This window comes from Xanthomonas sp. NCPPB 4467, assembly GCF_041475665.2.
Taxonomy (GTDB): domain Bacteria; phylum Pseudomonadota; class Gammaproteobacteria; order Xanthomonadales; family Xanthomonadaceae; genus Xanthomonas; species Xanthomonas dyei.
The window spans coordinates 5,187,501-5,206,398 of the sequence record NZ_CM191260.1 but is presented as its reverse complement, the minus strand read 5'-3'; the positions used below and the strand labels follow the sequence as shown (position 1 = coordinate 5,206,398).

General features: G+C 67.8%; 14 protein-coding genes and 1 pseudogene (1 of these 15 running past the window's edge). 13 read left to right on the top strand and 2 right to left on the bottom strand.

Features of this window, described 5'->3' with window-relative positions:
- Positions 1-31: 31 nt before the first annotated feature.
- Entirely contained in the window at positions 32-487 is a 456-nt protein-coding gene (locus tag ACCQ06_RS22735; protein ID WP_104617063.1) for a MarR family winged helix-turn-helix transcriptional regulator, read from the bottom strand.
- Positions 488-617: 130 nt separating this feature from the next.
- Between ACCQ06_RS22735 and folE the strand changes: the two genes are divergently transcribed.
- The 7 genes and pseudogenes from folE (at position 618) to ACCQ06_RS22700 (ending at position 10,237) form a co-directional block, all read left to right on the top strand.
- On the top strand, positions 618-1,220 hold the full coding sequence (gene folE / locus ACCQ06_RS22730) for a GTP cyclohydrolase I FolE (RefSeq protein WP_228325381.1): 603 nt from the start codon (positions 618-620) through the stop codon (positions 1,218-1,220).
- A 197-nt stretch (positions 1,221-1,417) separates the two neighbouring features.
- On the top strand, positions 1,418-2,887 hold the full coding sequence (locus tag ACCQ06_RS22725; RefSeq protein WP_316689583.1) for a DUF3375 domain-containing protein: 1,470 nt from the start codon (positions 1,418-1,420) through the stop codon (positions 2,885-2,887).
- Positions 2,874-3,572 (top strand): DUF4194 domain-containing protein, encoded by a 699-nt coding sequence (locus ACCQ06_RS22720; RefSeq protein WP_316689581.1) that lies wholly within the window; start codon positions 2,874-2,876, stop codon positions 3,570-3,572. The genes ACCQ06_RS22725 and ACCQ06_RS22720 overlap by 14 nt, the downstream gene beginning before the upstream one ends.
- Positions 3,573-3,630: 58 nt before the next feature.
- The gene (locus ACCQ06_RS22715; protein WP_316689580.1) at positions 3,631-7,029 is read left to right on the top strand and encodes an ATP-binding protein; all 3,399 of its coding nucleotides are present in this window, start codon (positions 3,631-3,633) and stop codon (positions 7,027-7,029) included.
- Positions 7,030-7,033: 4 nt separating this feature from the next.
- A complete protein-coding gene (locus tag ACCQ06_RS22710) occupies positions 7,034-8,215 on the top strand; it encodes a Wadjet anti-phage system protein JetD domain-containing protein (protein WP_316689579.1) in 1,182 nt (393 codons plus the stop codon).
- Between the two features lie 61 nt (positions 8,216-8,276).
- Positions 8,277-9,083, top strand: a complete 807-nt coding sequence (locus ACCQ06_RS22705; protein WP_316689577.1) for a TonB-dependent siderophore receptor — start codon at positions 8,277-8,279, stop codon at positions 9,081-9,083.
- A pseudogene (locus tag ACCQ06_RS22700) lies at positions 8,975-10,237 on the top strand (TonB-dependent receptor). The gene ACCQ06_RS22705 and the pseudogene ACCQ06_RS22700 overlap by 109 nt, the downstream one beginning before the upstream one ends.
- 73 nt (positions 10,238-10,310) lie before the next feature.
- Here the strand turns inward: ACCQ06_RS22700 and ACCQ06_RS22695 are convergent.
- Positions 10,311-11,084: a sulfite exporter TauE/SafE family protein gene (locus ACCQ06_RS22695; RefSeq protein ID WP_316692736.1), complete on the bottom strand. Its 774-nt coding sequence runs from the start codon at positions 11,082-11,084 to the stop codon at positions 10,311-10,313.
- Positions 11,085-11,169: 85 nt separating this feature from the next.
- Here ACCQ06_RS22695 and ACCQ06_RS22690 point away from each other — a divergent pair, with 85 nt between their 5' ends.
- The 6 genes from ACCQ06_RS22690 to bphP form a co-directional block, all read left to right on the top strand.
- Positions 11,170-11,559: a YchJ family protein gene (locus ACCQ06_RS22690; protein ID WP_316689575.1), complete on the top strand. Its 390-nt coding sequence runs from the start codon at positions 11,170-11,172 to the stop codon at positions 11,557-11,559.
- A 332-nt stretch (positions 11,560-11,891) separates the two neighbouring features.
- On the top strand, positions 11,892-12,098 hold the full coding sequence (locus tag ACCQ06_RS22685; protein ID WP_104617070.1) for a hypothetical protein: 207 nt from the start codon (positions 11,892-11,894) through the stop codon (positions 12,096-12,098).
- Between the two features lie 324 nt (positions 12,099-12,422).
- Positions 12,423-14,585, top strand: coding sequence for a lytic murein transglycosylase (locus tag ACCQ06_RS22680; protein ID WP_316689572.1), 2,163 nt, complete (start codon positions 12,423-12,425; stop codon positions 14,583-14,585).
- A gap of 710 nt (positions 14,586-15,295) precedes the next feature.
- Positions 15,296-16,555, top strand: coding sequence for a TCR/Tet family MFS transporter (locus tag ACCQ06_RS22675; RefSeq protein WP_104617072.1), 1,260 nt, complete (start codon positions 15,296-15,298; stop codon positions 16,553-16,555).
- Between the two features lie 105 nt (positions 16,556-16,660).
- A complete protein-coding gene (locus tag ACCQ06_RS22670; protein WP_104617073.1) occupies positions 16,661-17,254 on the top strand; it encodes a biliverdin-producing heme oxygenase in 594 nt (197 codons plus the stop codon).
- A protein-coding gene (gene bphP / locus ACCQ06_RS22665) for a bacteriophytochrome BphP (RefSeq protein ID WP_316689570.1) crosses the window boundary here: on the top strand, positions 17,251-18,898 show its 5' portion. The gene runs 257 nt beyond the window's last position; only the first 1,648 of its 1,905 coding nucleotides appear in the window; it begins with the start codon at positions 17,251-17,253; its stop codon lies beyond the right edge, outside the window. The genes ACCQ06_RS22670 and bphP overlap by 4 nt, the downstream gene beginning before the upstream one ends.

Below are 18,898 nucleotides of genomic sequence, written 5' to 3'. Positions count from 1 at the left end.
CGGCGTCGCAGCACGACGCCTGACAGCTGACTCAGTCGGGCTGACTCAGCCGCACATGCGCCTGCGCGATCTGCTCCCACAGCGTCAGCACTGTCTGCACCTGGGCTTCGCTGAGCGCGCCGAAGACCTCGGCGCGCAGCGCATCCAGGCGGATCTCGATGCGCCCGACCAGCGCCTGGCCTGCGTCGGTGAGCCACAACTGGTTGGCGCGGCGGTCGCTGCTGTCGGCCTCGCGCCGGATCAACCCCTGGGCTGCCAGCTTGTCCAGCAGCCGCACCAGCGACGGGCCTTCCATGCCCAGTTGCTGGGCGAGTGCGACCTGGCGGATGCCGCCGCCGGAGCGGCCGACCATCAGCAGCGGGCCGGTGCAGGCGCTGGACAGGCCGAATTCGGCAAAGGCCTGGTCGGCCAGCCGCTGCCACTGGCGGGCGGCGACCAACAGGCCGGAGCTGAGCCGGGCGCGTGGAGTGATTGCCTTAGTTGTCATAATAGTTAGCATGCTATCAATTCAACAATGAATCAATAGTCACTGAACCCGGCCCAGCGGCCGCAACCGCCACTGGGGCCGCTGCCCCGTCCTCGGGTACCATGCTCGCCCCCTTTGGGTGCACCTGCGCATGAGCCAGTCCGACCAGCCCGATTCCTCCGTCACCCAGGCCCAGGCCGAAGACGCCGTGCGCACCTTGTTGCGCTGGGCCGGCGAAGATCCCAGCCGCGAAGGCCTGCTGGACACCCCGCGCCGGGTGGCCGAAGCCTATGGCGACTGGTTCAGCGGCTACCGCGAAGAACCGCGCGACTACCTGGAACGCACATTTGAAGAGGTGGCCGGCTACGACGAGCTCATCGTGCTGCGCGACATCTCCTACGAGAGCCACTGCGAGCACCATATGGCGCCGATCATCGGCAAGGTGCACGTGGGCTACCTGCCCAGCGGCAAGGTGGTTGGCATCAGCAAGCTGGCCCGCGTGGTGGAAAGCTACGCGCGCCGCTTCCAGGTGCAGGAAAAAATGACCGCGCAGATCGCCCAGTGCATCCAGGACGTGCTGCAGCCGCGCGGCGTCGGCGTGGTGGTCGAAGGCTCGCACGAGTGCATGACCACCCGCGGCATCCACAAGCGCGGCGTCAGCATGGTGACTTCCAAGATGCTTGGCAGCTTCCGCGAAGACGCGCGCACCCGCGCCGAATTCCTGCAGTTCCTCGAAGTGGGCGGCAAGCGTTGAGGCATGCCGTGCCGGCGCGCGCTACGCGCTGAGGCAAGCATGCGGGCAGTGCAGCAGACGGTGGGAGACCGCATGAACATCCCGGTGGGAGACCGTAACGCATCCGTCGGCCGGGCAGAGGTTTTGCGCACCCTGCCATTGGCGTGTCAGCGCGCTATTGGCCGGACCCCGCTGAGGCCGTGCCACGGTGAACCGGCATGAAGGTGCGCGCCCGCATCGCCCGCTACCGCAGCTTGCGCGACGAGCCGCTGTGGAAACTGCTGGCCGCCGACCATGCACCGGAGGTAATCGGTCTGTTGCAGGGGCTTTTGCTGGATGGAGAACGCGTGTTGCCGGCTGCGGTGCTGCACGAGCGCCTGCAGCGCCTGCTCGACGACATCAACGCCGAACATCTGGCGCGCGACCTGCCGCGCACCGCGCAAGCCTATGTCGCGCACTGGCTGGCGCAAGGCTGGCTGGAACGGCGCCTGCCCGACGGCGCGCAGCAGGAAGAGTACGAGCTGTCCACGCAGGCCGCGCAGGCGATCCGCTTTGTCGACGGCCTGGAGCACAGCCGCAGCACGGCCACCGAAAGCCGGCTGGCGTTGGTGATGCAGCAGCTCGCCCAGCTGGCGGCACTGACCGAAACCAACCCTGACGCGCGCCTGTCGGCGTTGCGCGACGAGCGCGACAGGATCGATGCGGAAATCGCGCGGGTGTCGGCCGGCAAGGTCGCCTCGCTGGACGGCAAGCGTGCGCTCGAGCGCACCCGCCAGGTGATCGCGCTGGCCGACGAATTGACCGAAGACTTCCGCCGCGTGCGCGACGATTTCGAACAGCTCAACCGGCAATTTCGCGAACGCATCATCGATGACGAAGGCGAGCGCGGCGAGGTGCTGACCAAACTGTTCGAAGGTGTGGATGTCATCGGCGACAGCGAGGCCGGGCGCAGCTTCCAGGCGTTCTGGGCGCTGCTCAACGATGCCGAACAGAGCGCGCAGCTGGATGCGGCGCTGGAGACGGTGCTGGCGCGTACGTTCGCGCGCAAGCTCGATCGCCGCGAACGCAGCTTCCTGCGCGGGCTCACCGGCACCATGCTCGAACGTGGCGGCCAGGTCCACGATGTGATGCAGCATTTCGCGCGCAGCCTGCGCGGTTTCGTGCAGAGCCGTGGCTATCTGGAACAGCGCCGGCTCAACCGGTTGCTCAAGCAGGCGCAGGCCGAAGCGCTGAGCCTGCGCGAGCACCTACCGGCCCAGCGGTTGATCGGCCGCAGCCTGATGCTGACCACCTGCCGGCTGCGGTCGCTCGCGCAATGGCGCCTGCACGACCCGCGCCAGCAGCAGGTCGATGGCAGCATCCAACGCAACGAGGCGGCCGCGATCTCGCTGGACAGCGTGGGCGATCTGGTGGCGCAGTCGGAGATCGATTTCCGTACTCTGCGACGCGATCTGTTCGAGCTGCTGGCCACCCAGCCGCAGCTGTCCATCGCGCAGGCATTGACGCAACGTCAGGCTACCCAGGGCCTGGGTAGCGTGATCGGCTACCTGTCGCTGGGCACGCGCCATGGCATCGTCAGCGCCGATCAATCGGAAGTGGCGCAATGGCGCGGCAGCGATGGTCAATGGCGTCGCGCGCGCATCCCGCTGATCTGGTTTACCCAGGAGAAACGCCATGAACTGGCCTGAGCACGATCCCGATACCGACACCGCCCCCGGGATCGCCGACCCCCAGCATCCGGGCGCAGACAGCACCGGCCTGTTCGCCAGCGATACCGGCCGCTTGCCGGTGGAGGCGCGCCGCGTGCTGTGCCAGTTGCTCAGCGGCCCCAGCGTGGACGCGCAACGGCATGGCCGCCTGTGGCCGGCCTTGCTGCGCAGCGAGGCTGGCATTCGCAGCGCCCTGGCCGAGGTGTTTCTGGAGTTGGTGCTCGATCGTGAGGCCGGTATCGCCTTCACCCGTCAGGCCGATACCGGCGAGCTGGAAGCGCCGGTGCTGCTGCGCTCGGCGCCGTTGACCTTCATCGATTCGGTGCTGCTCCTGCATTTGCGTCAGCAACTGGCCGAAGCCGATGCGCGCGGTGTGCGCGCGGTGGTGGAAGAAGCGGCATTGGGCGAGGCGCTGGCCGTTTACGAAAAGAACCTGTCCACCGACCGCGCCGGCTTTTTGCGTCGGGTAGCCACCGCGGTGCAAAAGATGAAGGACAACCATGTGCTGACCCGTCTACGTGGCGAAGACGCACGCTATGAAATCTCGCCCGCGCTCAAACTGCTGTTCTCGGCCGAAGATGTCGCCGCCCTGGGCCAGGTCTACCGCCAGCTGCGCGAGAGCCCGGCTGGCGACGAGGACGAGGCGGACCTGGCGCACGCCTAGCACCGCACCACCCGTTCGAGCGCAGACCTGCGCTTTTCTGGCTTCCCGGACCGTATCGATGACCTCCTCTGCTGCGCCTTCCAGCCTGTTTGCCAACGATCTGCCCGACGCGCGCGTGCAGCAGTTCCGCATGCGCCGCCTGCAGGTGCACAACTGGGGCACGTTTTCCGGCTTGACCGAAGTGCCGATCGCCGAGCGTGGTTTCCTGTTCGTCGGTCGCTCCGGCTCGGGCAAATCGACGCTGCTCGATGCGATGTCGGCACTGCTCACCCCGCCCAGCATCGTCGATTTTAACGCCGCCGCGCGCGAGGCCGAGCGCAGCGGCCGCGATCGCAATCTGGTGTCGTACGTGCGCGGCGCCTGGGCCGACCAGCAGGACAGCGCGTCCGGCGAGATCGCCACGCAATACCTGCGCAAGGGCGCCACCTGGACCGCCCTGGTACTGGAATACCGCAATGGCGAGGACCGCGTGGTCAGCCTGGTGCGGCTGTTCTGGATCGCCGGCAACAGCGCGGCTACCGGCGATGTGCGCAAGCACTACATGGTGGCCGAGCGCGCCTTCGACGTGGCGCAAGATCTGGCCGGCTTCGACCTGGATCTGCGCAAGCTCAAGCAACGGCTGCACGATGTGCATCACTTCGACAGCTTTGCCGGCTACGCCGAACGCTTCCGGCATCAGCTGGGCATCAGCAACGAGATGGCGCTGCGCCTGTTGCACAAGACCCAATCGGCCAAGAACCTGGGCGATCTCAACGCCTTCCTGCGTGGCTTCATGCTCGAAGAACCCAAGACCTTCGATGCGGCCGAACGCCTGGTCGGCGACTTCGCCGAACTCGACGGCGCACACCATGCGGTGGTGACGGCGCGGCGCCAGGTAGAGACTCTGCTGCCCGCGCGCGCGCACCATGCCGAGCTGATGCAGCTGCGCCGCGAGCGCAGCGAACTGGACGAACTCAAGCTCGGCATCGATGCCTACCGCGAGCAGCGCCGGCTTGCCCTGCTGGACGCGCGCCTGCAGGAACTGGACGTGCAAGACCGCGGCCTTGCCGGCGAAGAAGGCCAGCGCCGCGCTGCGTTAGACAACCACACCCGCCACCTGGACGATCTTGAGGCGCAGCGGCGCGCGCAAGGTGGCGAACGCATCGATGCGCTGGAGCGCGAACAGTCCCAGCTGCAGGCCGAGCGCGACCGCCGCGCGGCCAAGCGGGTGCAGGCCGAACAGGCCTGCCGTGCATTGGAGCAGGCGCTGGCCGACAGCGCGCACGGCTTTGCCGAACAGGTCGCGCAGGCGCGCGCCGCGCTGGAAAACGGCCAGCGTGCCGCCGCCCAGCTCGACGAAGCGATCAGCGAACGCCTGGCTGGCAAACACGAAGACACCAAGCGCTTTGCCGAGGTGCGCGCCGAAATCGACGCGCTGACGCGCAACCCGTCCAATATTCCGGCGCCCATGCAAAGCCTGCGCGCGCGCATGAGCGCCGACACCGGCGTGCCGGAAGCGGCGCTGCCGTTCGTTGGCGAGTTGATCCAGGTGCGCGAGGACGCATCCGCCTGGCGTGGCGCCATCGAGCGCGTGCTGCACGGTTTTGCGCAATCGTTGCTGGTGGACGAGCGCCATTACGCCGAGGTCGCCGACTGGGTCAATCGCACCCAGCTGGGCACGCGCCTGGTCTACTACCGGGTGCGTAACAACGAGCAGGCGCTGAGTGGGCGCGACCCGGGCAGCGCCTCGCTGCTGCACAAGCTGGAATTGCGCGATCATCCGTACGCCGCCTGGTTGCGGCGCGAGCTGGGCAAGCGCTTCGATTACGACTGCGTGGACAGCGCCAAGGCCTTGCGCCACGCCGAACGTGCCATCACCCGCGAAGGCCAGGTCAAGCATCCGGGCGAGCGTTACGAAAAAGACGACCGCCATGCCGTGGGCGATCGCCGCCGCTGGCTGCTGGGCTTCAACAACCGCGACAAGCTCGCCTTGTTCGAGCGCGAAGGCCAGGAGCTGGCGCAACGCATTGCGGCCTGCGACGCCGACGTGGCCGGCCTGCGCGCGCGCCGCGAACGCGATGGGCAGCAGCGTCTGGCCCGCAACACCCTGGTCAATCTGGGCTGGGAGGAAATCGATGTGGCCGCAGCGCTGCAACGCCTGAGCCAGATCACCCAGACCCTGCAACAGCTGCGCGAAGGCGACGCCAACCTGCGCGCGCTGGGCGAGGCGATCGACCGCACACGCGGCGACATCGCGCAGGCCACGCGTACGTATGAGGGCGTGCGTACCGAACGGATCGCGCTGGGCGTCGAACGCGCACGGCTGGAAAAGCAGCATCTGGAATGTGCCGATGCGCATACGCGCCTGGTCACGCCGTTGCAGCAGCAAGGCCTGGCCGAGCGCTTGCTCGGTTTGGGCGAGTTGAGCCTGGATAACCTGCAGGACCGCTTCCGCACCCTGGAGCGTGGTCTGGATGCCCAGCTTGGCGTCAGCAAGGACGAACTGACCCGCCTGCAGCAAGCGTTGATCGGATGTTTCCGCCGCTACTTCCAGCAATGGCCGGAAGACAGCGGTGATTTAAGCCCGACGCTGGAAGGCGCAGACGATTTTCTCGCTCGCCTGCAGCGGCTCGAACGCGACGGCCTGCCGCAACACGAGGCACGTTTTTTCGACCTGCTGCAAAGCCAGAGCAAGAACAATCTGCTGGCGCTGCAGCGACATACCGCCGAAGCGCGCAAGTCGATCGCCCAACGCCTGGACGAGGTCAACGCCAGCCTGGAGCAGGTGCCGTTCAACCACGGCACCTTGCTCACCATCGAACTCAGCGACCGTCGCCTGCCGGAGGTGATCGAGTTCCATCAGCATCTGCGCGATGTGCTCGGCCATCACCAGACCGAACAGCGCGAGGTGGCCGAGCAACAATTTGCGGTGCTGCGCGGGCTGGTGCGCAAGCTCGGCTCGCAGGAGGGCGAAGACAAGCGCTGGCGCGAGTTGGTACTTGACGTGCGCCTGCATGTGGAATTCGTCGGCGTGGAACTGGATGCGGCCACCCGCCAGCAGGTGGAGATCTATCGCAGCGGCGCCGGCAAGTCCGGCGGCCAGCGGCAGAAACTGGCCACCACCTGCCTGGCGGCGGCGCTGCGCTATCAGCTCGGCGGCGAAGACGGCGAACTGCCGCGCTATTGCGCGGTGGTGCTGGACGAAGCCTTCGACAAGGCCGACAACGAATTCACCGCACTGGCGATGAACATCTTCGAAAATTTCGGCTTCCAGATGGTGGTGGCCACGCCGTTGAAATCGGTGATGACGCTGGAGCCGTTCATCGGTGGCGCGTGCTTTGTGGAGATCAGCGGGCGGCACGACTCGGGCGTGTTGCTGATCGAATACGACGAAGCCTCGCGCAGGCTCAAGCTGCCAGAGCGCACGCGCACTGCATCTGCAGCGGCCGATATCGACCCGGTGGCCGACCAGGAGTGAGCTGATGGCGCGCGCCGATTGCATGCTGTTGCCGCCTGCCGCACTCCAGGCCTTGCGTGGGCAGTGGCAACGTCATCGCGGCGACTGGTTGATCGGCGCCGCGGCGCCACGGCCCATTCCCCTGCAGCCACCGACCCAGGCACAGGCCAGCGCCCGGTTCGATGCGTTCGGCGACTGGCTGCGGAGCTGGCAGCGCACTGCGCTACCGGGACGGGTGGAGTATCGCGACGTGCTGTGGTCGCAGCTGGGGCCGCAACGCTTGCCGCACAGCTGGGTGCTCGCCACGCCGGCCGATGCCGCCGCAGCGCTGCAGGAACACGACCGCTGGCAACGCGCCAGCGCGCGCTGCGCCGGTCTACAGGCGCACTGGCCGGAGGCGGCGGGATTGGCTGCGCGCCTGCGGCGCCAGTTCGATCTGCTCGCCGATAGCGCACAGGCCGATATCGACCGGCTGGTCGCCGTGGTCGACTGGCTGCATCGGCACCGCGACAGCGGCCTGTTCCTGCGTCAACTGCCCATTGCCGGCATCGACAGCAAGTGGGTGCACGCGCGGCGGGGCATCATCGCCGACTGGCTGGGCGGGCTGCGCGGCATCGCCGAGCCGCGCAGCTTCGACACCCTGTCCGGCCTGCGTAGCGCACCGGATCGGGTGCGCTTGCGGCTGCTGGACCCGGCGTTGTCCCGACAGCTCGGCGGCCTGGACGATCTGAGCGTGCCGATCCAGCAACTGGCCGCGCTGCGGCTGCCGGTCGAGCGCGTGCTGATCGTCGAAAATCTCGACACCGGCCTGGCCTGCGAAACCTTGCCGGGCACGGCGGTGCTGATGGCACGCGGCTATGCGCTCGACTACGTACGCAGCATCGACTGGCTACGCACGCTTCCGCTGTTCTATTGGGGCGACATCGATACGCACGGGTTGGCGATCCTGCACCGGCTGCGCACGTATGCACCGCAGACCGTGGCACTGCTGATGGATGAGGCCACGCTGCTGTCCACGCCACGCGCCATGTGGGGGCACGAGCCCAGGCAGCATCGCGCCCACCGGCTTGCGGCGCTGACCCCGGACGAGCAACTGCTGTATACGCGCCTGCGCAACGGACACTTCGGTGCCGCGCCGCGGCTCGAGCAGGAGCGCATCGCCTGGAGTCATGCCTGGCCACAGATCCAGGCAGCATTGCGACGCTAGTGGCGGGGTCTGCGCCTGGCATGGGCGCGATGCCGGCGGGGCGTCATGACGAGGTGCGCGATTGCCTTCTGAATGCTCGCAGCGATGCCTGCAGGCGCATCTGAGAACCGCCGGCGCTACCCGCACGCAGACGCCGGTGGAGCGCATCCCGCAGGCGATCCAGGTGGTGCCGCGTTCGGTGATCGACGAGCAGCAACTCACCCGGTTGGTCGATGTGGTGGCCAATGTGTCCAACGTGCAGCCCGGCGGCACCCAGGGCAATCGCTCGGAAACCTTCGTCATTTGCGGCTTCGAAGCCGCGTCGTATGCGGTCGACGGCATCCTGCTCAACCCGGCGCAGAACTTCACCGAGACCGTGCGCGACCTGGCCAATGTCGCCCAGGTGGAAGTGCTCAAAGGGCCTGCGGCAGTGTTGTACGGGCGCGGCGAGCCCGGCGGGGTGATCAACCTGGTCACGCTGCGGCCGGACGACACGTTTGGCGGCAACGCGTCGCTGCAGGTGGCTGAACATGGCCTGCGCCGCGTGCAGTCCAGCATCACCGGGCCGCTGAGTCCCACGCTGTCTGCCCGCGTCAGCGCCGCTGCGCAGCAGACCGGCAGCTTTCGCGCTGCGCAGGCCGATGGCGACCGCCTCTTCGTCTCGCCCTCGCTGGCATGGCGGCCCACTGCGCAGCTGCGTGCCGATCTGGGTCTGGACTACACCCGCCAGACCAGCCTGGGCGATCGCGGTCTGGTCGTCATCTGGTCGTCATCGACGGTGTGGTGCGTGGCCCGGCAGAGCGCAGTTTCGGTGAGCCGTGGTCGCGCAATCGCGGCACCTCGCGCACTGCACGCGGCCGTATCGAATACGACGCGAATGAGTGGCTGACGCTGCGTCAGATCCTCAATCACCAGGACGGCGACAGCGGTCGCGACGTGGCCGACTTCACCGGCTTCAGCGCCGACCGTGCGTTTGTGCAACGCCGCGCCGTGCGTCAGGAGCAGCAGGTGCGCGCCACTACCTCGCAGACCGAAGCGCTGGCCCGTTTCGACACCGGTCCGCTGCGCCATCAGGTGCTGGCTGGCGCCGAATACGTCGATGCGCGTCGCCATACCGACGAAGCCCGCGCGCCCTTGGCCCGCATCAGCGTGAGCAACCCGGTGCAGGGCGCACTACCGGGCCGCTACGTGCCGGCGCGGCAGATCGAGGTCGATGCGCGCTACGCCGCGTTGTACGTGCAGGAACAGATCAGCATCGGGCAGCGCTGGGACGTGCTGGCCGGCGTGCGCTGGGACGACGTGCAGCAGACCACCGTCGATAACGGCGCGCGTACCCGCGAAGACGGCCGACGCGCCTCGCCGCGTGTGGGCGTGGTGTGGAAGGCCACGCCGCAGCTGTCGCTGTATGCCAATACATCGACGTCGTTTCGCCCGCGTAGCGCTACGCTCGCGTAGCGCTACGCTGTTTGCCGGCGGCAGCGCACCGGCAGCGCACCGCCGGAGACCGGCCGCCAATACGAGATCGGCCTGAAAAGCGCGCTGCTGGACAACCGCGTGCTTGCCACTGCTGCGGCATTCCAGATCACCAAGGACAACGTCGCCACCAGCGACCCGGACAACAGCGGCTTTGTGCTGGTTACCGGTCAGCAGCGCGTGCGTGGCGTCGAGCTGGACATCACCGACGACCTCACCCAACACTGGCGGACGATTCTCGGCGCCGGCTATCTGGATGCGCAGGTCACCCGCGACAGCGTGATTCCGGTCGGTAATCGCCTGCGCGGTGTGCCGCGCGTCAGCGCCAGCTTGTGGAGTACTTACCATGTGGCCACCGGTCCGTTGTACGGCCTGACCCTGGGCGCCGGTGCGGTGCATGTCGGCGAACGCGAGGGCGACTTGAACAACAGCTATCGCATTGCCGGCTACACGCGCTTCGATGCATCGGCGGCGTATCGGTTCGGCGGCCGTTATCAACTGGCGTTGATGCTGCGCAATGTCGCCAACCGTTTTTACATCGAGCAACCAGTGACGCAGACAACCAACTAGCCGGGTGTACCGCGCACGCTGTCGGCGACGTTGAGCATGGAGTTTTAGAAAGGCGAGGACATCTGCAGCGTGATCAGTGCAGCAGATCCCAGCCCATCTTGCCGATCAGCACCACCACCAGCACCAGGAACAACGTGCGGATCAACGGCGTGCCACCGCGCAATGCCATCCGCGTGCCTGCCACCGCGCCGGCCACGTTGGCCACCGCCATCGGAATGCCCAGCGCCAGCATCACCTGGCCGCTGGGCAGAAAGAACGACAGCGCTGCCAGGTTGGTGGCCAGGTTCACTACCTTGGCCGCCGCCGAAGCGCGCAGAAAATCCAGCCCGAAAAAGCGAATGAACAGGAAGATCAAAAAGCTCCCCGTACCCGGACCGAAGAACCCATCGTAAAACCCGATCGCTGCGCCCATCGCCAAGGCGGTGATCAACTCGCGTCGACCGATCTCGCGCGGCCGATGCAGCGCGCCGAAATCCTTGTTGATCAGCGTGTAGACCAACATCGCGATCAGCAACAGCAAAATCAGCGGCCGCACCGCCTGCTTGGGCAACAGGCTGACCGCCGTGGCGCCCAGAAACGAAAACGTAAACGCCGCCGCGGTGGCATACAGCACCGGCCGCCACGGGAAGCGCACCGTGCGCGCATACCGCCACGCCGACGCCCCGGTGCCGAACATCGCGCTGAACTTGTTGGTGCCCAGAATCAGCGACGGCGCCTGCTGCGGCAAGGTCGCAAACAATCCCGGCAACTGGATCAACCCGCCGCCACCCACCGCGGCATCCACCAGCCCGGCAACGAACGCGATGCACAGCAGCCACGGCAACTCGGTGGGAATCAGTTCCAGCACAACGGCGCTCCGCACGACGGGGCGACAGCATAGACGCGTAGAAACCCGCCTCCCAATTCCCAATCCCATCCCGCACAATCGCCAGATGCCGACCTCCACGCCCACCGATCCCTGTCCGTGCGGCCGCCCCGCCGATTACGCGCGCTGCTGCGGGCTCTACCACGCCGGTGCCGCCGCGCCGGATGCCGAAACCTTGATGCGCTCGCGCTACAGCGCCTATGTACGCCGCGATGTCGACTACCTGCTGACCAGCTGGCACCCGTCCACGCGCCCGGCCGAACTGTCGCTGGACGAAGGCGGCCGCACCACCTGGCTCGGCCTGACCATCCAGCGCACCAGCGTCGCCGGCGAGGACACCGCCGAGGTGGTGTTTCTGGCCCGCTACCGCATCGGCGGCGGCAGCGCAGTGCGCATGACCGAACACAGCCGCTTCGTCCGCGAAGATGGCCGCTGGTATTACCTCGACGCCCGCTGAGCGCAGCCAGCGGCGCCGGAGTGTGTACAGGGCAGAAATGCCCGATGCGCGGACGAGCGCCGGCGCACTTCCACGCCCACCCAGACCCATTCCCCAAGCCGTCGGCGGACAACAACCGCAAGCTCTGCCGTTGCGGCCCCGGGCTGACGTTTTTCAGCCGGGCACCGCCGCCGCCAACCGGCGCCGTCGCAAGCAGGCCATCGCGCACCTAGACCATCGCCGCCTGACCCGACCAACGGCGCCCATCGCGCCGCTTTGTCGACACAGCGTTCGCAGCCGATCCGGGAAGCTTGCCGCGCGGCGAAACTCGCCGCGGGGGGCGGACAGCGATCATGGCAACCTTCAACTTCTGGCAATGGGCGCTGACGGCCTTGGTGGTCTTTGCAATCGTGTTGCCGGCGTTGCTGGCCACCTGCATGGTCCGCTTCGGTCCACGCCACGATGCACCGCACCGCACGCGTCCGCGCCGTGTCGCCGAGACCGGCGCGTCCAGTCCGGCACTGTCGCTGCTGAGCGGCATCACCGGCGACGGTCGCTGACGCGTCAACGCCGGCGCCCGCTTTACCCCAGCTGCAATGGCAAGCCGGCCAGTGCCGGCACACTCCTGATTCAAGCGGTTGATCGGTGAACAACTCCTGGTGCCGAGCGTGTGCCGTTCGATGGCGGCAACAGACACCGGTCGCCAGCCCGCAGCCGCCGCGCCAACGCACCACACTCGCTCCTGCCGCCCGCGGCAGCGACCGCGTTGCTCCGGTGCCGCCGCTTGCACGCCTCGACCCAGCCAGGTTGGCTATCCTTCCGGATCGATTCGCGACTGGAGCGCTTTACCGCATGACGTCCGTCCACCCGCCGGCCACCGCGCCATGACGCCGACCCGGCGCGCCTTGCCGCTGTTGATGGCCTTGCTGCCTCTGGTCGCCTGGGCCGACCCGGCCTTCGACCGCTGCCTGGCCGGGTTGCAGATCCAGGCCGCCGCCAAGGGCGTGGACGCCGCCGGTTTCCAGCGCTTTACCGCCGGGTTGGCGCCCGATCCCAGCGTGTTGCCGCTGCTGGACGCGCAACCGGAGTTCACTACGCCCATCTGGGACTACCTGGCCAGCCTGGTCGACAGCCAGCGCGTCACCGACGGCCAGGCCATGCTGGTCACCCACCACGACTTGCTCACCCGCCTGTCCGAGCAGACCGGCGTCGACCCGGCCACCATCGTGGCGGTCTGGGGCGTGGAGAGCGACTACGGCCGCGTCACCGGCAAGCGCCCGCTGCTGGTCTCGCTGGCCACGCTGTCGTGCGCAGGCCGCCGCCAGCCGTTCTTCCGCGGCGAATTCCTCGCCTTGCTCAGCCTGTTGCAGCAGGGCGATCTGTCGCCGGATGGCTTGACCGGCTCGTGGGCCGGCGCGTTCGGGCAGACCCAGTTCATGCCCTCGACCTATGCGCGGATTGCGGTGGACGGCGACGGCGACGGCCGCCGCAATCTGGTCGCCAGCATTCCCGATGCGCTGGCCTCCACCGCCAACTACCTGGTCAAGGCCGGCTGGGAACGCGCCCGCCCCTGGGGGATGGAAGTCACCCTGCCGCGCGGCTTCGATGCCAGCAAGGCCGGCCGCACCCGCCGCCAACCCTTGCAGGCCTGGCAGGCTGCCGGCCTGCTTGGCACCGACGGCAAGCCGCTGGCCCCGACCGGGCTGCCGGCCGAGACCGCTGCCGCCTTGCTGCTACCGGCTGGTGCCACCGGCCCTGCCTTCCTGGTGTTCCGCAACTACGACGCGATCTACGCCTACAACGCTGCCGAAAGCTACGCGCTGTCGATCGCGCTGCTGGCCGACCGCCTGCGCGGCGGCCCCGGCCTGGTTGCCGCCTGGCCCACCGACGACCCCGGCCTGGGCCGTCCGGAACGCCGCGACCTGCAGCAGTTGTTGCTCGCCCGCGGCCACCAGATCGGCGAGGCCGACGGCATGGTCGGCAGCGCCACCCGCCGCGCCATCCAGGTCGAGCAGACCCGGCTGGGCTTGCAGCCCGCCGACGGCCGCCCCGGCCAGCGCATCCTCACTGCTTTGCGTGCTGCGCCGCCGCTCACCGGCATGGCCGCCGTGCGCGGCACCGCCTTCAAGTTGCCGGCCGCGTACCCCGCATTCGCCCAATCTCCCATCGTCCACAAGGCATCCCCCATGTCCGACACCACCGGCCTGACCACAGGCGACTTCCACGGCTTCCCCTCGCTGCTGATCGACACCCCGTTCTCCACTGCCGCCATCAGCCTGTTCGGCGGCCAGTTGCTGTCGTTCGTGCCCAAGGGCGGTCAGGACGTCATGTGGCTGTCGCCGCTCGCCAAGCAGCCGCCCACCCCGATCCGCGGCGGCGCGCCGGTGTGCTGGCCGTACTTCGGCCGCCAGGACCAGACCGGCGACGTGCCCGCGCACGGGTTCGTGCGCACCGTGCCGTGGCAACTCACCGAGAGCCACCGCGAAGACGACGGCACCGTGGTGCTCACGCTCACCCCGCCGGCCTTCGACGACCTGGCGCTGCGCCTGCGCATGACCCTGCGCATCGGTCGCACCCTCGAACAACGCTTGATCACCGAAAACACCAGCGGCACCCCGGTGCGCTTCACCCAGGCGCTGCACAATTACTTCCGCGTCGGCGACGCGCTCACCGTCAGCGTGCAGGGCCTGGATGGCCTGGACTATCTCGATAAATACGAGAACTACGCCACCGCCCACCGCCAGCAAGGCGACTGGAGCCTGCGCGACCCGCGCGATCCCGGCCGCAGCGACCGCATCTACACCAACGCCGGCGGCCGCTACACCCTCACCGACCCGGTACTCGGCCGCCGCATCGTCATCGCCACACAGGGCAGCCGCTCGCTGGTGGCCTGGAACCCGGGCGAGGAGGCCGGCAAGAAAATGGCCGACGTGGGCGAAGGCTGGCGCGACTACGTCTGCCTGGAAGCGGCCAACGCCGGCCCGGACGTCATCGAACTGGCCCCCGGTGCCAGCCATACCCTGAGTCAGACCATCAGCGTCGAATAACCCGTCGGTGGTTGCCACGGCTGAGGTGGCGCAGGCCCGCCCAGCCGCGCGCGCAGATCGTTTACGGGCTGCGGCTCGTCGATGGATGCTTGAGCGGTGAAGTCGCATCGATTCGGTTGAGCGTTGCGACGGAGCGCGCCCTGTCTGCTCGTCGCGCAGTGTCTTCGACTGCAACCTGCTCGAAGGAGGTAGCGGGCAAAAGCCAGCAGACGTCAGACCCAGCAGATGTCAGACGGGTAAAGGTTTAGATAAGCAGCGCAGCCTCACCAAACGCAGCCGCCGTACCCTCACCCCACCCCCCTCTCCCGCAAGCGGGAGAGGGGCACTAAACGCACATCGCAGCACCCACTCCCTTCTCCCACCGGGAGAAGGTGCCCGAAGGGCGGATGAGGGCAAGGTGTCAGCCAGAGTTCCAGCCGAACGCCCACGCACCTCCAGCACTGCCCTCGGCCAAAAAGATCCGCTGACATCGTCCTTCAGGCATCAAGTCGCTCAAGCCCGATTCGCACAAGCCCCACCAAACCCACGCGATCCCCCAGATCGATCGCACGAATCTCCTGCGGTCGATCGCGCACACCTCCTGCGGTCGAGCCCAATCCAGCCGCTCGCACCGCTCCCAAGCCTCATACCCCACGCCTCGCCGCCGCACCCAGAGCCGATCCGGCCCAATCCGCAGCTACACTTCCCGCCTCGCCATCCTGGGCCGCGCGATGTCTCTCTCCGCCGATTCCGCTCCAGCCCCGGGGCGCCGCCGCGCCGCGTTGATCTTCATCTTCATCACCGTGCTGATCGACGTGCTGTCCTTCGGCGTGATCATCCCGGTGCTGCCGGATCTGGTGCGGCATTTCACCGGTGGCGACTACGTGGTGGCCGCCGGCTGGATCGGTTGGTTCGGCTTCCTGTTCGCCTCCATCCAGTTCGTCTGCTCGCCGCTGCAAGGCGCCTTGTCCGACCGCTTCGGCCGTCGCCCGGTCATCCTCCTGTCGTGCCTGGGCCTGGGGCTGGATTTCATCCTGATGGCCATCGCCCACAGCTTGCCGATGCTGCTGCTGGCGCGGGTGATCTCCGGCATCTGCTCGGCCAGTTTTTCCACGGCCAACGCCTACATCGCCGATGTCACGCCCGCCGACAAACGCGCCGGCGCGTTCGGCATGCTCGGCGCCGCGTTCGGCATTGGCTTTGTCGCCGGCCCGTTGATCGGCGGTTGGCTGGGCGGCATCGGGTTGCGCTGGCCGTTCTGGTTTGCCGCAGGCCTGGCGCTGTTGAATGTGTTGTACGGCTGGTTCGTGCTGCCCGAATCGCTGCCGCCCGAGCGCCGCACCGCGCGCCTGGAGTTGTCGCAGGCCAACCCGCTGGGCGCGCTCAAATTACTGCGCCGCTACCCGCAGGTGTTCGGCCTGGCCTCGGTGGTGTTTCTGGCCAACCTGGCGCATTACGTCTATCCCAGCATCTTCGTGCTGTTTGCCGGCTACCAGTACCACTGGGGCCCGCGCGAAGTGAGCTGGGTGCTGGCCGGGGTCGGGGTGTGCAGCATCATCGTCAACGCGTTGCTGGTCGGCCGGATCGTGCGCTGGCTGGGCGAACGTCGCGCCTTGTTGCTGGGCCTGGGCTGCGGGGTGGTGGGCTTCGTCATCTACGGGCTGGCCGACAGTGGCACCGCCTTCCTGATCGGCGTGCCGATCAGCGCGTTCTGGGCGATCGCCGCACCGGCTGCGCAAGCCTTGATCACCCGCGAAGTCGGCGCCGATGCGCAGGGTCGCGTGCAGGGCGCCTTGAGCGGCCTGGTCAGCCTGGCCGGTATCGCCGGGCCGTTGTTGTTCGCCAACGTGTTTGCCTGGTTCATCGGCAATGGCGCGCCGCTGCATCTGCCCGGCGCGCCGTGGTTGCTGGCCGGCGTGCTGCTCGCCGCCGGGTGGGGGATGGCATGGAAGCGTGCAGGGCGGGGCGGTGGCGTCGCACCGGCAACATAGGGCTGATGCCAACGCATTCATCCAACCCTCGCGCCCGCTTTATCTGATTTGCGCAGGCGCTGCTAGGCTGGTGCACTCCGTTCCGCAGCACCGCATCGATTGCTTATGTGTCCTGACACCCTGGCTGTTCCGCCATCGGCCGCGCGCGCGCTGCGTCACGCCACCCAGGACACCCATCGCCTGGTCGAAGCGGTGCCGCTGATGCAGGCCCTGGGGCAGGGGCAGGTCGATCGCGCCAGCTATGCGCAGATCCTGCGCCGCCACCACGCCTTGCTGGGCGGTTTCGAAGCGCATCTGGGCGATTGGCTCGGCACGCTGGTCGGCAACGGTTGGCACTATCGCCGCCGCGTGCCGGCCTTGCGTGCCGACTTGCGGGCGCTCGATCAACCCTTGGATCTGCCGATTGCACTGCCCGCCACGCGCACCGACGCCGCGCGCTGGGGCATGTTGTACGTGGTCGAAGGCTCGCAGCTGGGCGGCCGCGTCATCGCGCGCGGTCTGCGCAAGTCCCAGCCCGGCCTGACCGGTGCGCTGCAGTATTTCGAACTGGCCGACGAAGACCCCGCCGGCTGGCGCCGCTTCCAGGCGGTGCTCGATCGGCGCCTGAATTCGCCCCGCACACAGGCCGCCGCCATCGACGGCGCGCACGCCATGTTCGCCCACTTTCATACCTGCCTCGCAGCGGAGCCGCGTCCGTGAATCAGCCTACCGAACCCCTGGATATGGATGTCTGCGCGCGCGAGCCGATCCACATCCCCGGCATGATCCAGCCCTACGGCGTCCTGCTGGTGATCGACCCGGCCGATGGCCGCATCGTGCAGGCCAGCAGCACTGCAGCCGACCTGCTCGGCGTGCCGATGGAGGCCTTGCTCGGCATGCCCTACACCCAGGTGCTGGAACTGACCGACGCCCCGCCCGTTGCCGTGGACGACCAACCGCGCCACCTGCTGCATGCCGAGGTGCGCTTCCCCAGCCGCACCGTGCCTACCGACCACCCCTGGGTGGCGGCCTGGCATCTATATCCCGAGCAATGGCTGATCGAAATCGAGCCGCGCGACGCGCGCCTGATGGACGTTACCCTGCGCGAGGCGTTGCCGCTGTTGCGCAGCATCGAGCGCGACCCAAGCATCGCCGAAGCGGCCGTGCGCGCCGCCAAAGGCCTGCGCAGCATGATCGGCTTCGACCGGGTGATGATTTACCGCTTCGACGAAGAGTGGAACGGCGACGTCATCGCCGAGGCCCGCCAGCCCGACCTGGAGGCCTACCTCGGCCTGCATTACCCGGCCACCGATATCCCGGCCCAGGCGCGCGCGCTGTACCTGCGCAACCGCGTGCGCCAGATCGCCGATGTCGGCTACCAGCCATCGCCGATCGTGCCGACCCTGCATCCGCGCCTGGGCACCCCGGTGGACCTGAGCGATGTCAGCCTGCGCAGCGTCTCGCCGGTGCACCTGGAATATCTGGCCAACATGGGCGTGACCGCCACGCTGGTGTCCTCGATCGTGGTCAACGACGCGCTGTGGGGGCTGATCGCCTGTCATCACTACAGCCCGCACTTCACCAGCCACGCCATGCGCGATGTCACCGATGCGATCACCCGTGCGCTGGCCGGCCGCATCGGCGCGCTGCAGGCGGTGGCGCGTGCGCGGCTTGAATCGGTGCTGCTCACCATCCGCGAAAAGTTGATCACCGACTTCAACGATGCCGAACATCTGACCGTGGACATGCTCGCGGACATGGCACCGGACCTGATGGACGTGGTGGACGCCGATGGCGTGGCGATCTTCCACGGCGACGACATCAGCCGCCACGGCACCAGCCCGGACGTCGGCGCATTGCGCCGCATCCGCGACCATCTCGAGTCTCGCCACCATCACGCCTTGCGCGAGGACGCCGTCGGCGCGCTGCATGTCGATGCCATCGGCGAAGTGTTCCCGGAGCTGGCCGATCTGGCACCGCTGGCCGCCGGCTTCATCTTTGTGCCGCTGATGCCGCAATCGCGCAGCGCGCTGCTATGGACACGCCGCGAACAGGTGCAGCAGGTCAAATGGGCCGGCAACCCGCAGTTGGCCAAGTTGCCAGATATCCCCAACTCACGGCTGTCGCCGCGCAAGAGCTTCGATCTCTGGCAGGAAACCGTGAGCGGCCGCGCGCGCCGCTGGTCGCCGCTGCATCTGGAATCGGCGCGCAGCCTGCGCGTGTTGATCGAACTGATGGAGCGCAAGCGCTTCCAGCAGGATTTCACTTTGCTGGAAGCCTCGCTGTCGCGTCTGCGCGACGGCGTGGCCATTATCGAGCGGGGCGCCGCCGCCGCCGCGCACCGGCTGATCTTCGTCAACCCGG

Bases quoted from the DNA above. Each gene is read 5' to 3' on its own strand.
- ACCQ06_RS22675 (WP_104617072.1), top strand. From the start codon at position 15,296: ATGTCTCTCTCCGCCGATTCCGCTCCAGCCCCGGGGCGCCGCCGCGCC.
- ACCQ06_RS22680 (WP_316689572.1), top strand. From the start codon at position 12,423: ATGACGCCGACCCGGCGCGCCTTGCCGCTGTTGATGGCCTTGCTGCCT.
- ACCQ06_RS22715 (WP_316689580.1), top strand. From the start codon at position 3,631: ATGACCTCCTCTGCTGCGCCTTCCAGCCTGTTTGCCAACGATCTGCCC.
- ACCQ06_RS22690 (WP_316689575.1), top strand. From the start codon at position 11,170: ATGCCGACCTCCACGCCCACCGATCCCTGTCCGTGCGGCCGCCCCGCC.
- ACCQ06_RS22710 (WP_316689579.1), top strand. From the start codon at position 7,034: ATGGCGCGCGCCGATTGCATGCTGTTGCCGCCTGCCGCACTCCAGGCC.
- ACCQ06_RS22670 (WP_104617073.1), top strand. From the start codon at position 16,661: ATGTGTCCTGACACCCTGGCTGTTCCGCCATCGGCCGCGCGCGCGCTG.
- ACCQ06_RS22725 (WP_316689583.1), top strand. From the start codon at position 1,418: ATGAAGGTGCGCGCCCGCATCGCCCGCTACCGCAGCTTGCGCGACGAG.
- folE (WP_228325381.1), top strand. From the start codon at position 618: ATGAGCCAGTCCGACCAGCCCGATTCCTCCGTCACCCAGGCCCAGGCC.
- ACCQ06_RS22720 (WP_316689581.1), top strand. From the start codon at position 2,874: ATGAACTGGCCTGAGCACGATCCCGATACCGACACCGCCCCCGGGATC.
- ACCQ06_RS22685 (WP_104617070.1), top strand. From the start codon at position 11,892: ATGGCAACCTTCAACTTCTGGCAATGGGCGCTGACGGCCTTGGTGGTC.
- ACCQ06_RS22735 (WP_104617063.1), bottom strand. From the start codon at position 487: ATGACAACTAAGGCAATCACTCCACGCGCCCGGCTCAGCTCCGGCCTG.